This is a genomic window from Acidovorax temperans (assembly GCF_006716905.1).
GTDB lineage: Bacteria > Pseudomonadota > Gammaproteobacteria > Burkholderiales > Burkholderiaceae_C > Acidovorax > Acidovorax temperans.
Genome location: NZ_VFPV01000003.1, coordinates 407734 through 421990 on the forward strand (window position 1 = coordinate 407734; position 14257 = coordinate 421990).

The 14257-nt window shown below is 64.2% G+C and carries 13 protein-coding genes; 8 read left to right on the forward strand and 5 right to left on the reverse strand.

Annotation, left to right across the window (positions count from 1 at the left end; all coding sequences use genetic code 11):
• Positions 1-134: 134 nt before the first annotated feature.
• From BDD18_RS16795 to cysS, 3 genes are all read right to left on the reverse strand, one after another.
• Positions 135-1112: an acetyl-CoA carboxylase carboxyltransferase subunit alpha gene (locus BDD18_RS16795; RefSeq protein WP_066690120.1), complete on the reverse strand. Its 978-nt coding sequence runs from the start codon at positions 1110-1112 to the stop codon at positions 135-137.
• Positions 1113-1199: 87 nt separating this feature from the next.
• The gene (locus tag BDD18_RS16800; protein WP_142084560.1) at positions 1200-1874 is read right to left on the reverse strand and encodes a DNA-3-methyladenine glycosylase family protein; all 675 of its coding nucleotides are present in this window, start codon (positions 1872-1874) and stop codon (positions 1200-1202) included.
• Positions 1875-1919: 45 nt separating this feature from the next.
• On the reverse strand, positions 1920-3296 hold the full coding sequence (cysS, locus tag BDD18_RS16805; RefSeq protein WP_066690118.1) for a cysteine--tRNA ligase: 1377 nt from the start codon (positions 3294-3296) through the stop codon (positions 1920-1922).
• A 215-nt stretch (positions 3297-3511) separates the two neighbouring features.
• On the opposite strand from cysS, the gene BDD18_RS16810 reads away from it, so the two are divergent.
• The 6 genes from BDD18_RS16810 to BDD18_RS16840 all read left to right on the forward strand — a co-directional run bounded on the left by BDD18_RS16810 (position 3512) and on the right by BDD18_RS16840 (position 9041).
• On the forward strand, positions 3512-4612 hold the full coding sequence (locus BDD18_RS16810) for a L,D-transpeptidase Cds6 family protein (RefSeq protein ID WP_142084562.1): 1101 nt from the start codon (positions 3512-3514) through the stop codon (positions 4610-4612).
• A 126-nt stretch (positions 4613-4738) separates the two neighbouring features.
• Complete coding sequence (locus tag BDD18_RS16815; RefSeq protein WP_244939125.1) at positions 4739-6067, forward strand: L,D-transpeptidase family protein; 1329 nt, start codon at positions 4739-4741, stop codon at positions 6065-6067.
• Positions 6064-6645, forward strand: a complete 582-nt coding sequence (locus BDD18_RS16820; protein ID WP_142084563.1) for a peptidylprolyl isomerase — start codon at positions 6064-6066, stop codon at positions 6643-6645. Before BDD18_RS16815 ends, BDD18_RS16820 begins: the two co-directional genes overlap by 4 nt.
• 21 nt (positions 6646-6666) lie before the next feature.
• Positions 6667-7194, forward strand: coding sequence for a peptidylprolyl isomerase (locus tag BDD18_RS16825; RefSeq protein ID WP_066698174.1), 528 nt, complete (start codon positions 6667-6669; stop codon positions 7192-7194).
• Positions 7195-7377: 183 nt separating this feature from the next.
• Positions 7378-8157, forward strand: coding sequence for a UDP-2,3-diacylglucosamine diphosphatase (locus BDD18_RS16835; RefSeq protein ID WP_142084565.1), 780 nt, complete (start codon positions 7378-7380; stop codon positions 8155-8157).
• Positions 8158-8210: 53 nt separating this feature from the next.
• The gene (locus BDD18_RS16840; protein WP_142084567.1) at positions 8211-9041 is read left to right on the forward strand and encodes a M90 family metallopeptidase; all 831 of its coding nucleotides are present in this window, start codon (positions 8211-8213) and stop codon (positions 9039-9041) included.
• A 121-nt stretch (positions 9042-9162) separates the two neighbouring features.
• Here BDD18_RS16840 and mdeB read toward each other — a convergent pair whose 3' ends face one another.
• Positions 9163-11823, reverse strand: a complete 2661-nt coding sequence (mdeB, locus tag BDD18_RS16845; RefSeq protein WP_066786626.1) for an alpha-ketoglutarate dehydrogenase — start codon at positions 11821-11823, stop codon at positions 9163-9165.
• Positions 11824-11926: 103 nt separating this feature from the next.
• On the opposite strand from mdeB, the gene BDD18_RS16850 reads away from it, so the two are divergent.
• The gene (locus tag BDD18_RS16850; protein ID WP_044401012.1) at positions 11927-12400 is read left to right on the forward strand and encodes an Lrp/AsnC family transcriptional regulator; all 474 of its coding nucleotides are present in this window, start codon (positions 11927-11929) and stop codon (positions 12398-12400) included.
• On the opposite strand, the gene BDD18_RS16855 is transcribed toward BDD18_RS16850, so the two are convergent.
• Positions 12348-13640, reverse strand: a complete 1293-nt coding sequence (locus BDD18_RS16855) for a methionine gamma-lyase (RefSeq protein ID WP_066786622.1) — start codon at positions 13638-13640, stop codon at positions 12348-12350. The two genes, BDD18_RS16850 and BDD18_RS16855, sit on opposite strands and share 53 nt — an antisense overlap.
• A gap of 149 nt (positions 13641-13789) precedes the next feature.
• On the opposite strand from BDD18_RS16855, the gene BDD18_RS16860 reads away from it, so the two are divergent.
• Entirely contained in the window at positions 13790-14257 is a 468-nt protein-coding gene (locus BDD18_RS16860) for an Lrp/AsnC family transcriptional regulator (RefSeq protein WP_044401006.1), read from the forward strand.

A 14257-nucleotide genomic window follows, 5' to 3' on the forward strand; every position in this document is an offset into this window, starting at 1 on the left:
CCCCGCACTGGCACCATTGAACAAACCACCGAAGGCGAGAGAGAAGCCCAGCCATCGGCACAAATGCAAAAGCCCCATCCGGGGCCTTTGCAGCGGTGCTACGTAGCGCGAAACTCGCGGCCACAGTCAGGCGTTCAGCGGCTGTCTGCCTTGGTGTCACTGAAGCGGCCATAGCTTTGCAGACGCTCATAACGACGATCCAGCAGGTCTTTGGTCTTGAGGTCGGCCAATTGGCGGAAGGCATCGCCCAAAGCGCGCTTGAGGAAAGCCGCCATTTGCTTGTGGTCGCGGTGGGCGCCGCCCACGGGCTCGCTCACGATCTTGTCCACCAGGCCTAGGGCCTTGAGGCGGTGGGCGGTGATGCCCAAAGCGTCGGCCGCTTCCTGAGCCTTGTCGCTCGTCTTCCAGAGGATGGAGGCGCAGCCTTCAGGGCTGATCACGGAATAGATGGCGTATTGCAGCATGACGACTTGATCAGCCACGCTGATAGCCAGCGCGCCGCCCGAGCCGCCTTCGCCGATGATGGTGGTGATGATGGGCACTTCAAGTTGCGCCATCTCGAAGATGTTGCGGCCGATGGCTTCAGACTGACCACGCTCTTCGGCGTCGATGCCGGGGTAAGCGCCGGGCGTATCCACAAAGGTGAACACGGGCAGCTTGAACTTCTCGGCCGTCTTCATCAGACGCAGCGCCTTGCGGTAGCCCTCGGGCTTGCTCATGCCAAAGTTGCGCATGGCGCGTTCTTTGGTGTCGCGGCCCTTTTGGTGGCCCATCACCATGCAGGCGTGTCCATTGAAGCGGGCCAAGCCACCTACGATGGAGAGGTCATCGGCATAGTGGCGGTCACCGTGCAGTTCCACAAAGTCAGTGAAGATGTCGCGCACGTAGTCGAGCGTGTAGGGACGCTCGGGGTGGCGGGCAATCTTGGTGATCTGCCAGGGGCTCAGCTCGCTGTAGATGTCTTTGGTGAGCTGCTGGCTCTTCTTGCTGAGCTGATCGATTTCTTCAGAAATATCGACAGCGCTTTCAGTCTGCACGTAGCGCAGTTCTTCGATTTTGGATTCGAGCTCAGCAATCGGCTGTTCGAAATCCAGAAAGGTTTTTTTCGCCAACGTTTTTCTCCTTAGGTCGCGCACTGCGGGGCAGCCGCGAACGGCACGCAATGTAACCGATGTCAAACAAGGGTCGGTTGTCCGCCGTCAATCGGCAGTGGGTGCGGGGTCCAGCGACCGCCAAATATACCAAGTCGCCACACTGCACCAAGGCTTCCAGGCCTCGGCCACTTCACGCGCATCGCTGCGGCTGACCTGCTCGCCCGAAAAATAGTTCTGGCTGATACCGGTGATCAGTCCAGGGTCATCCAGCGGCAGCACATTGGGGCGCTGCAGATAGAAGATCAAGAACATTTCGGCCGTCCAGCGGCCAATGCCGCGGATGTCCACCAGCTCGGCAATGATGGCCTCGTCGTCCATGGACTCCCAATCCTTGACGTGCAGCTTGCCGTTGTCAAAGTGCAGGGCCAAATCCACCAGATAGTCGATCTTGCGGGCCGACAAGCCTGCGGCGCGCATATCGTCCACCTTGAGCTTGAGCACATGGGCCGGGCTCAGGGTTCGCGACAACGCGGCAAAGCGTTCCCACACGGCTTGTGCGGCTTTGACCGACGACTGCTGGCCCACGATGCTGCGCGCCAGCGTGGTGAATGCATCGCGCCGGGTTTGCAGCGCTGCATCCCCAAACTGAGGAATCAGGCGCTTCATCACCCGGTCTTTCTTGACCAGGTGTTTGCAGGCCTCGGCCCAGTAGGCCGGCGTCGCCAGATCAGGCGATGGCTGAGCTGCATCCGCAGATGCTATATTTTTAGTAGCTGCCACCGCTCATCCAGTCTGCCTTGATGGCGGTTTTTTTCATAAAAAGAATCACTGTGCAGCTTCCCAGGTCGTACCCGCTGCAGAGTCCTTGAGCACGATGCCCTGGGCCAGTAAGGCCTGACGGATGCGGTCGGCCTCAGCAAAGTCCTTCGCGGCCTTGGCAGCAGCGCGAGCGGCAATTTGCGCCTGAATAGCGGCTTCGTCGAGTCCAGCACCCGCCTGTAAAAACGCCTTGGGATCGCCCTGCAGCAAGCCCAGGCATTGGGCCAGGGCCTTGAGCAGACCAGCCAGTTCGGCAGACCGGGTCTTGTTGACTTCGCTGGCCAAGTCAAACAGCACTGCCACGGCTTCGGGCGTCCCAAAGTCTTCGTCCATGGCGGCCTTGAAGCGGGCAGCGTAGGGGTTGCTCCAGTCCACAGCCACGGCGGCGGGTTCCACCAGGCTCAGCGCGGTGTACAAGCGCTTGAGGGCCTGGCGCGCGTCGTCCAGGTGGGCATCGCTGTAATTGAGTGCGCTGCGGTAATGGGCGCGCACGATGAAAAACCGCACCGTCTCGGCGTCGTATTGCTGGAGCACATCGCGGATGGTGAAGAAGTTGCCCAGGCTCTTGGACATCTTCTCGTTGTCCACGCGCACAAACCCGTTGTGCACCCAGAACTTGGCCAGCGGCTTGCCCGTAGCACCTTCGCTCTGGGCAATTTCGTTTTCGTGGTGGGGAAATTGCAGGTCCGCACCACCGCCGTGGATGTCAAACGTCTCGCCCAGCGTGGCGCAGCTCATGGCAGAGCACTCGATGTGCCAGCCGGGGCGGCCCGTGCCGAACTCACTCGCCCACTTGGCGTCGTCCGGCTCATCGGCCTTGGCAGACTTCCACAGCACGAAGTCGAGCGGGTCTTCCTTGCCGTCTTGCACGGCCACGCGCTCGCCCGCGCGCAGTTCGTCGAGCGACTTGCCCGACAACTTGCCGTAACCCGCAAACTTGCGCACGGAGTAATTCACATCGCCATTGCTGGCGCGATAGGCCAGCCCTTTGCCTTCGAGTTGGCCAATCAGCGAAAGCATCTGCGGCACGTATTCCGTGGCGCGGGGTTCCACCGAGGGCGGCTCGATGCCGAGCGCGCCAATGTCCTGGTGCATGGCAGCGATCATTTCGTCGGTGAGCTGGCGGATGGTGATGCCACGCTCCAGCGCACGTTTGATGATCTTGTCGTCAATGTCGGTGATGTTGCGCACATAGGTCACGCGCATGCCGCTGGCCTTGAGCCAGCGCTGCACTACATCAAACGCCATCATCATGCGGGCGTGGCCAATGTGGCACAGGTCATAAATGGTCATGCCGCAGACGTACATGCGGACGTGGCCAGGTTCGAGCGGAGAAAAGTCTTCCAATGCACGCGACAGCGTGTTGTAGATGCGCAAGCTCATGGGATGTCAGGGTCGGGATCGGGGGTGTGGATGGGCGATGCGGATCGCCCTGTAGCGCGAGGAATCGGTCCCTCGCGGGGGACGGCGCCTCAAGTGGGCGACCGATGAAATCACCAGCGGCAACAGTGCTCCGTCATGACAACCCCCTCAGCTACAATCCGCCGCAGTATAAGCCCGGCCCGGGTTTCACGCCGTTCAACCCCTCCAGAACCCCCATGAAGCAAGTCCGCCGCACCCTTCCCCGACTACTGCGCCTGTTGGCACTGACGGCCCTTGTCGGTACCGGTGCTGCCCAGGCGCAGGCCAACGACTATGCCGAAATCACGCAGCTGCTCAAGGCTGGCAAAGCGGCCGAAGCCCTGACCAAGGCGGACCAGCGATTGTCTGCCACGCCCCGCGATCCGCAATTGCGCTTTCTCAAGGGTGTGGCCCAGGCCGACTCGGGCAAGCCGGCAGACGCCGTGGCCACGTTCACCAAGTTGACGGAAGATTACCCAGAGCTGCCCGAGCCCTACAACAACCTGGCTGTGCTGTATGCCAACCAGAACCAGCTGGACAAGGCCCGCACCGCGCTGGAAATGGCCATCCGCACCAACCCCAGCTACGCCACCGCGCACGAAAACCTGGGCGACATTTACGCCAAGCTGGCCAGCCAGGCCTACAACAAGGCACTGCAGCTGGATGCGGCCAACGCCACATCGGTCAAGCCCAAGCTGGCCCTGATCCGCGAATTGTTCTCGGCCGACATTGCCAAGGGTGCCAAGCCTGCAGCGGCAGCGCCTGCCCCGGCCGTGGTGGCTACCCAGCGGCCGGCACCGGCCCCTGCACCTGCTGCGGCCCCTGCACCTGCTGCGGCCCCAGCACCTGCTGCGGCCCCTGCCCCAACAACCGCCCCTGCCGCCACAGCGGCTGCACCGGCTGCCACACCAGCCCCGGCACCCGCCGCGCCAGACGCAGCCAAGCAAGAGGCCGCGAAGGATGCCAAGGAAGTCACCGCAGCCGTGCAAGCCTGGGCTGCCGCTTGGGCAGCCAAAGACATGAAGGCCTACCTGGCCGCATACGGCAAAGACTTTGACCCACCAGGCCGCATGACCCGCGCCGCGTGGGAGAAAGAACGTGAGGCCCGGATCGTGGGCAAATCCAAGATCACCGTGCAGGTGTCCGACCTGAACGTTTCGGTGAACGGCAACAAGGCCACCGCGCGCTTCCGCCAAGCCTACAGCGCTGACTCGCTGAACGTCTCCAGCCGCAAGACGCTGGATCTGGTCGAGAGCAACGGCCGCTGGCTTATCGTGCGCGAAGCCACTGGCGGCTGACCTGCAAATCGCCTGCGCTGCACCAACCCTGCCCACGGGCAGTGATGCGTGCAGCGGGCGCTTCACCTTTCATGCCCCTCTTTCCTTTATCTTGACAGCCCCTTGACACAGCGCCACAGGGTGGGAATGCCCACCTGGATTCGTCACACCGCCAGCACCCTGACGCTGCTTGCCATGGCCGTGCAGGCCAGCGCCTACGCACAACCGTCTCAGCCGCCCAAGCGCACATCAGCCCAGGCCCAGCAAGCTGCAGCCAAAAACCAGCGCTCTGCGGCCCCCTCCAAGCGCGCTGCAGCCAAGCCTGCAGCACCTGTGGCACCCCCCGCACTGCGAGACGGGCAGGCCGAGGCGCGGTTGCTGAAGGTGTACCAGCTGGCCAGCGAAGGCCGGGGGCGCGAAGCACTGGCGCAGGCCGAAAGCCTGGCGCGCGAGCATCCCAACTTTCAACTGGCGCAACTGGCCGTGGGCGACCTGCTGGCGGCCCGCGTGCGCCCCGTCAAGCAACTGGGCGATGTCCCGGAGCCCCCCCTGCCCTACCCGCCCGAGGTGATTGCCACGCTGGACGAACTGCGCACCGAATCACGCCAGCGTGTGCAGGCGCAGCGCAACCGCCCGGCGTCCACCCACATCCCGGCGCAGTTTGTGGAACTGGCGCCGCGCTACAAGCATGCGATTGCCGTGGATGCCTCGCGTTCGCGGCTGTACCTGTTCGAGAACACCGACAAGGGCCTGAAGCTGGTGGCGGATTACTACGCCTCGGTAGGCAAGCTGGGCATTGAAAAGGCGACGGAAGGCGATCAGCGCACCCCCCTGGGCGTGTACTTCATCACCAGCCGTCTGGACCCCGCCACGCTCAAGGACTTTTACGGTGCGGGTGCCCTGCCCATCAATTACCCCAACCCGCTGGACCAGGTGCGGGGCAAGACCGGCAGCGGCATCTGGCTGCACGGCACGCCGCCCGACCAGTTTTCTCGCGCACCGCTGGCCACCGATGGCTGCGTGGCCCTGGCCAACCCGGACCTGGAACGCATCCTGCGCACGGTAGAGCCCCGCTCCACCCCCGTGGTGATCGCCAAGCAACTGCAGTGGGTGCAGGCCCACAGCGTGCAGGCCGAGCGCAATTCGTTCGAAGCCGTGCTCAACGCCTGGAGCGCTGCCAAGTCCGAAGGCAACATGAACCGTCTGCTCGGCTTTTACGCGCCTGATTTCCAGAGCCACAAGAAAAAGCCCCTGTCCGAATGGGCCACCGTGCTGCAGGCTGAATCCCAGGCGCTCAAGGGCCGCCCTGTCCACCTCAAGGACAAGGCTTACCTGCGCTGGACGGACTCGGCCGACACCATGGTGGTAACGTTCGGCGAAGTGGCAGAAGGTGCGCGCACCGGCCCCATCAAACGCCAGTACTGGACGCGACGCGGCCAGCAGTGGCAAATCTTTTTTGAAGGAGTGATTGGATGATTTCCAAAAGAAAATCGGTGCTGGCGCTTGCTGGACTTGCGCTGGCAGCTATGTTTTCCGTAGCACCTGCCCACGCTCAGACTGCCCCCAAGGTCAAGCTGACCACCTCCCTGGGCGACATCGTGGTGCAGCTCGACCCTGCCAAGGCTCCCAAGACGGTGGAGAACTTCCTCGCCTACGTGAACGACAAGCACTACGACGGCACGGTGTTCCACCGCGTGATCGACGGCTTCATGATCCAGGGCGGCGGCTTCACTGCCGACATGGTGCAAAAGCCCACCAAGGCGCCCATTCCGCTTGAAGCCAACAACGGCCTCAAGAACGACACCTACACCATCGCCATGGCGCGCACGGGCAACCCCAACTCGGCCACCTCGCAGTTCTTCATCAACGTGAAGGACAACGCCATGCTCAACGCCCCCAACCCTGACGGCCACGGTTACGCCGTGTTCGGCAAGGTGGTGGAAGGCACTGCCGTGGTCGACAAGATCAAGGCCGTGGCCACGGGCAACAAGGGCCCCCACCAGAACGTTCCCAACACCCCCGTCACCATCACCTCTGCCACCGTGGTGAAGTGATTTTTTGAAGAAAGCACTGCAATGAGCAATCCACAAGTTGAACTCCACGTCACCATCAACGTGGCTGAAACCGCCACCCAAGGCGTCATCACCCTCGAACTGGACGCCGTGAACGCGCCCAAGTCCACCGCCAACTTCCTGGCCTACGTGAACAGCGGCTTCTACAACGGCACCGTGTTCCACCGCGTGATCAAGAACTTCATGGTCCAAGGCGGCGGCATGACGGCCGACATGAAGCAAAAGGAAACCCAGGCCCCCATCGAAAACGAAGCCAAGAACGGCCTGAAGAACGACAAGTACACCGTGGCCATGGCCCGCACGGGTGACCCCCACAGCGCCACCGCCCAGTTCTTCATCAACACCGTGGACAACGGCTTCCTGAACCACAGCTCGCCCACCCCCCAAGGCTGGGGCTACGCCGTGTTCGGCAAGGTGGTGAAGGGCCAGGAAGTGGTCGATGCCATCAAGGCCGTGCGCACCACCCGCAAGGGCTTCCACGACGACGTGCCCTTTGACCCCGTGGTCATCGACAAGGCTGTGGCGCTTTGAGCCTCATCCCCCTGAGGCGCTGCGCGCCTTCCCCCTTCTCTCGAATTGCTGCGCAATTCGGGAAGGGAGACGCCGCCAGCGCGGCGGGGCGGCCCTTGCGCGGCGGCCACTGGCTTGCATCGCGCCGGTTTCATGCGCCGCGCTCATGGCTGTGCGCATGAAGCTCTGAGAGAAACGAACTCCGTGACCCCGACCGTGCCCCCGTTGGAGGAGCTTGTTGCTCCCTCACACTGGCGCACGGTCGATTTCATTTCCGACCTGCACCTGCAGGCCAGCGAGCCCGCCACCGTGGCCGCCTGGCAGCAGTACCTGCTAACCACACCCGCCGACGCCGTCTTTTTACTGGGCGACATTTTTGAAGTGTGGGTGGGCGACGATGCCATCCACGACCCTGGCAGTTTTGAGGGCCAGGTGTGCGCTCAGCTCCAGGCCGCTGCACAACGCACTGCGCTGTACTTCATGCATGGCAACCGCGATTTTCTGGCGGGCGGCGCTTTCTTGAAGCACTGCGGCATCACCGGCCTGCAAGACCCGACCGTGCTGAGCTTCGCAGGCCAGCGCTACCTGCTCAGCCATGGCGATCTGCTGTGCGTGGACGATGTGGACTACCAGCGCTTTCGCGTGCAGGCCCGAAGCCCCGCCTGGCAGCAACAGTTTCTGTCGCAACCGCTCGCTACGCGCCGCGCACAGGCGCGCGGTATTCGGCAAGAGAGTGAAGCGCGCAAGCAGTCGGGCACGGTCTATGCCGATGTGGACCACGCGAGCGCCATCGCCTGGCTGCAGGCCGCAGGCGCGCACACACTCATCCACGGCCACACCCACCGCCCGGCAGACCATGCCCTGGCACCCGGCTTGCAGCGCGTGGTGCTGAGCGACTGGGACGCGGCCGCATTACCCCCGCGCCTGGAAACACTGCGTTTGTCGGCCACGGGCTTGGAACGCGTGGTGCTGGGCCCCATGTAGCGGGTGTCTTGAACTCAGGGGCGTGCCCACGGCAGGCCCCGATCCAGCCCACCATGCCCCCTTTTCTCAACCGGCTCTGGCGCAGTGTGCGTGCCACCGTGGCCCCCGTGCCCGACATTTCGGCAGAGCTTTGGCTGCAAACCCTGCAGCGCTACCCCTTCCTGGCCCGCCTGTCGCTGCCCGAGCAGGGCAAGCTGCGCGCGCTCAGCGCACTGTTCATGGACCAAAAGCAGTTCCACGGCGCCCATGGCCTGGAAGTGACCGATGCCATGGCCATCGACATAGCGGCGCAGGCCTGCTTGCCCCTGCTGCACCTGGGCGATGCTGCCAAGGCCCTGGACTGGTACGACGATTTCGTGACCATTGTGGTCCACCCCGGTGAAGCCGTGGCCCGGCGGCAGATGATGGACGAGGCGGGCGTGGTGCACGAACACGCCCAGGTGCTGCTGGGCGAGGCCATGGAGCGCGGCCCGGTGATGCTGAGCTGGCAGCACATTGCCAATGCCCACGAAAACACCGCACGCGGCCACAACGTGGTGGTGCACGAATTTGTGCACAAGCTGGACATGCGCAGCGGCAACGCCAACGGCTGCCCGCCCCTGCCTGCAGGTTTCATGGGCGCGCGCACGGGCCGCGGGGCGTATGAGGCATGGTGGAATGCGTGGGAGCCCGCCTACCAGGACTTTCGCGAGCGCGTGATCCTGGCCGAGCGTTTTGGCGCGGAAAAGCCCTGGCTCGATGCGTACGGCGCCACATCGCAATCCGAGTTTTTTGCCGTGGCCTGCGAGGCCTACTTTGTAAACCGCGCCCGGTTTGCGCAAGAGTTCGCCAGCCTGGTGCCCGTGCTGGATGCGTTCTTCCGGCGTGAGGCGATGGCCGACTGAAGGCCATGGCCCACAAGCTGTGCGCCAGCGATGGCCCGCAGTACCTTGGGCTGCGCAGTGTGAATGCTATATTTTCAATAGCTGCTGGCGCTTATCCATCAAGCGCCAGCAGCCATTTTGGCTATAAACCCAACGCAAACCGCGCCGCCTTCGCCACGGCCTGTGCATCCACCCCAAAGAACTGGCGCAGCGCCGCGCGCGTGTCGCTGCGGCCAAAGCCGTCCGTGCCCAGGGTGATGTAGCGGCGGCCTTCGGGCACGAAGGCACGCACCGTCTCGGGCACGGCGCGCACGTAGTCGGTGGCGGCAATCACCGGCCCGGCGGTGCCTGCCAGTTGTTGCGTGAGCCAAGGCGTGCCGTGCTCGGCCTCGCCACTCAAGGCGCGCTGTTCGCAGGCCACGCCATCGCGGGCCAGCTCGCTCCAGCTGGTCACGCTCAGCACGGTCACCTCCACGCCTTCAGCCGCCAGCAGCTCGGCTGCCTTGACCACTTCGGTCAGGATGGCGCCCGAGCCCATCAGGGTGACGGATTTGGATGAAATCGGGCTCTCACGCCCGCCCATCAAGCGCTGGTAGCTCCTGAAAACATAGCAGCCACGCAGCACACCTTCGGTGGCACCCGCTGGCAAGTCGGGCTGGGCGTAATTCTCGTTCATCAGCGTGACGTAGTAGAAAACGTCGCGCTGCTCGGTCACCATTTCGCGCATGCCGGCGTCGATGATGACGGCCATCTCGCCCGCATAGGCCGGGTCATAGGCCTTGCAGTTGGGGATGGTGGCGGCCGCGAGGTGGCTGCTGCCGTCCTGGTGCTGCAGGCCCTCGCCGCCCAGCGTGGTGCGGCCCGAGGTGGCGCCCAGCAAGAAGCCACGAGCGCGCTGGTCGGCAGCCGCCCAGATGGCGTCGCCCACGCGCTGAAAGCCAAACATGGAGTAGTAGATGTAGAACGGCAGCATGGCCAGGCCGTGCACGCTGTAGCTGGTGGCGGCGGCCGTCCAGCTCGCAATCGCACCCGCTTCGCTGATGCCTTCTTCCAGGATTTGCCCATCCAGCGCCTCGCGGTAGCTCAGCACCGAGCCGATGTCTTCGGGCGCATAGCGCTGGCCCACGCTGCTGTAGATGCCCACCTGCTTGAACAAGTTGGCCATGCCAAAGGTGCGCGCCTCGTCGGCCACGATGGGCACGATGCGGGGGCCGAGTTGCGCATCTTTGAGCAGCGTGCCCAGCATGCGCACAAAGGCCATGGTGGTGCTCATCTCCTTGCCGTCTGCCTGCAGCGCGAACTGGGCGTAGCTTTCGATGGCGGGCACGGGCAGCGCATCGCACACGGTCTCGCGCCGCGGCAAGTAGCCACCCAGTTGTTGGCGGTGGCGGCGCAGGTACTGCATCTCAGGGCTGTCTTCAGCAGGCTTGTAGAAGGCCAGGCCCGTGGCCTGCGCGTCGGTCAGCGGCAGGTTAAAACGGTTGCGGAATTCGATGAGGTCCGTATCGTCGAACTTCTTTTGGCTGTGCGTGGTCATCTTGCCCTGGCCCGCCGCGCCCATGCCGTAGCCCTTTTTGGTGTGGGCCAAGATCACGGTGGGCTGGCCCTTGTGGGCGGCAGCGGCGGCGTAGGCGGCGTGAATCTTCACCAGGTCGTGCCCGCCGCGCTTCAAGCGGTCGATCTGCTCGTCCGTCATGCCCTGGGCCAGCGCGGCCAGCTCGGGGCTTTGGCCGAAGAAGTTGTCGCGGTTGAAGCGCCCGTCTTTCGCAGCAAAGGTCTGCATTTGCCCGTCCACCGTGCCTTGCAGCGTGCGCACCAGCACGCCTGTCAGGTCGCGGGCAAACAGGCCGTCCCAGTCACTGCCCCACACCAGCTTGATCACGTTCCAGCCCGCCCCGGCAAACAGGCGCTCCAGCTCGTCGATGATGCGACCATTGCCACGCACCGGGCCGTCCAGCCGCTGCAGGTTGCAGTTGACCACCCAGACCAGGTTGTCCAGGCCCTCGCGCGCGGCGAGCGTGAGCGCGCTCATGCTCTCGGGCTCGTCCATCTCGCCGTCGCCAAACACGCCCCACACCTTGCGCCCCTCGCAGTTGAGCAAGTTGCGGTGCGTGAGGTAGCGCATAAAGCGTGCGTGGTAGATACTGCTGATGGGCCCAATGCCCATCGAGCCGGTGGGGAACTGCCAAAAATCGGGCATCAACCATGGGTGCGGGTAGCTGCACAGGCCCTGCGCCCCGGCGGCGGGCGCTGTCAGCTCCTGGCGGTAGTGCATCAGGTCTTGCTCGGACAAGCGCCCTTCCAGAAACGCCCGCGCATACACGCCCGGCGCGCTGTGCGGCTGGAAGAACACCAGGTCGCCCCGGTGTTGCCCCGCGCCCAGGCCCTCGCGGGCGCGGAAGAAGTGGTTGAAGCCGCTCTCAAACAAATCGGCTGCGCTGGCATAGCTGGCGATGTGCCCGCCCAGCTCGCCATACGCCTGGTTGGCCCGCACCACCATGGCGAGCGCGTTCCAGCGCATGATGGACGCCAGCCGCTCTTCCACCGCCAAATCGCCCGGGAACACGGGCTGGTTCTGCACCGCAACCGTGTTCACGTAGGGCGTGTTGAGCTGCGGCTGCCAGCCAATCTGCTGGGTGCGCGCCAGGTGCACCAGCTCGGCCAAGATGAGGCGAGCGCGCTCGGGCCCCTCGGTGGCCACCAGGGCCATAAAGGCGTCGCGCCATTCGGCGGTTTCTTGGGGGTCAATGTCAGCCACAGTGTCCTGAGGGCTGAGGAGATGGGGGGGCAGTGGGGCGTTCATGAGAGCACACTGTAGAAAGGTTTTCCAAAAATAGGATGCCGAAACGCGCAGGATTTACAACTTCAAAAGCATAATATGCTGCATCAAAACGAAATCGCAGCATATGAAGCTTGACGCAACCGATCTGCGCATTCTGGCCGAGTTGCAGGCCGATGGCTCGCTCTCCAACGTGGAGCTGGCGCGCCGCGTGCACCTGTCACCCTCGCCCTGCCTGGCGCGGGTGAAGGCGCTGGAGGCTGCGGGCGTGATTGCCCGCTATGTGGCGCTGGCCAATGCGGCGGCGCTGGGCCTGGGGCTGAATGTGTTCATCAACATCAGCCTGAAGACGCAGAGCAAGGAGGCGCTGGCCGACTTCGAGCGGCGCATTGCCGAGCACGACGAGGTGATGGAGTGCTACCTGATGAGCGGCGACTCCGACTACCTCATCCGCGTGGCACTGCCTGACATTGCGGCGCTGGAGCGGTTCATCCTGGAGCAGCTCACGCCGATTCCGGGCATCGAGAAGATCCGCTCCAGCTTTGCGCTCAAGCAGGTGCGCTACAAAACGGCGCTGCCGCTGCCGCACGCTCGGGGCTGATAGCAGCGTTGATGCCTGCGCTCAGGTCCATGGCATGGGCCAGGTCCAGCGCCTGGCCGATGTCGGCCAGCAGGTCGTCCAGGTCTTCCAGCCCCACCGACAGGCGCACCAGCCCTTCGGCAATGCCGTGGGCGGCACGCTGCTCGGGCGTGTAGGTGGAATGCGTCATGCTGGCCGGGTGCTGGGCCAGGGTTTCGGCATCGCCCAGGCTCACGGCGCGGGTGACGAGCTGTAGCGCATCCATGAAGCGCACACCTGCCTGCAGACCACCGCGCAGCTCAAAGGCGATCATCCCGCCCATCTGGCGCATCTGCTGCTGCGCCAGCGCATGCTGCGCAAAGTTGGGCAGGCCGGGGTAGTGCACGGCCGCCGCAGCGGGGTGGGCTGCGATGAACTCGGCCACCTTCTGCGCGCTCTGGCAGTGGCGGTCCATGCGCAGCGCCAGGGTTTTCAGGCCGCGCATCACCAGGTGGGCATCTTGCGCCGACATCACGGCGCCGGTCATGTCTTTGAGTCCGTAGAGGCGCACGCGCTGGGCCAGCTCGGCATCGGCAAACACGGCTGCGCCTGCCGTCAGGTCACCATGGCCGCCCAGGTATTTGGTCATGGAATGCACGCTCACATCGGCACCCAGCAGCAATGGCTGCTGCAGGTAGGGTGTGCAGTAGGTGTTGTCCACCACCACCTTGGCGCCCTGGGCGTGGGCCAAAGCGGATACCGCAACGATGTCCACCAGACGCATGTTGGGGTTGGCGGGGGTTTCCAGGTAAACCACGCGGGTCTTGGCGGTTAGTGCCTCGGCCACGCGGGCGGGGTCGGTCATGTCCACATGGCGCACCGTGACGCCAAAGCGCCCCAGCCCGTGGTTCAAAAACGAGAAGGTACAGCCATAGAGCGTAAGGTCGGCCAGGATTTCGTCGCCCGGCTCCAGCATGGACCACAGTGTGGCGGTGATGGCGCCCATGCCTGAGCCGAACACCACCGCGCCCGCGCCCTCTTCCAGCGCAGCCAGCCGCCCTTCCAGCAGCGCCAGCGTGGGGTTGGCAATGCGGGTGTAGAAGTAGCCGGGTTCCTCGCCAGCAAAGCAGCGCGCGCCATAGGCCACGTCCGGGAAGGCATAGGTGGCCGAGGTGTGGATGGGAGGCACCAGCGCGCCCTGGTGGTCGGCGGGGTTGTAGCCGTGGTGGATGGCGCGGGTGCTGAAGCCGGTGGCGGTGGTGCGGTTGATGGTGCGGGTCATGCTTGTCTCCTGATGGGCCGACCACAGGCGGGGTGCGGGTCGGATGTAGAGATTCTTGGCCTCATCGGCGGGCAAAATTTCGCCTTCTTTGCCTCAATAACATATTCAAAGGGCAAAATTTGCCTCAAACAATCACCCTGCGAGCCACCATGCACCCCTACCCGCTCGACCCCGTAGACCGCACCCTGCTCAACGCCCTGCAGCGCGACGGCCGCGCCACCGTGGGCGACCTGGCCGAGGCGGTGTCGCTTTCCACCTCGCCCTGCTGGCGGCGCGTGCGTGCGCTGGAAGAAGCCGGGGTGATTGCGGGCTACCACGCCCACCTGCACCGCCAGCGCGTGGGCTGGGGCGTGCTGGGCTTTGTACAACTGGCGCTGCACGACCACACCGCCGAAACCACCTCGGCGCTGGAACGCGAGGTAATGGCCATGCCCCAGGTGCTGTCGTGCCACAACCTGTCAGGCCGCTACGACTACCAGCTGGAGGTGGTGGCGGCCGACCTGGAATCGTTTGCCGACTACGTGCGCACCCATGTGCGCAGCCTGCCGGGCGTGCGCGAGATTTCGACGAGCTTTTCGCTCAAGGAAGTGAAGCGCACCATGGCGCTGCCGCTGTAG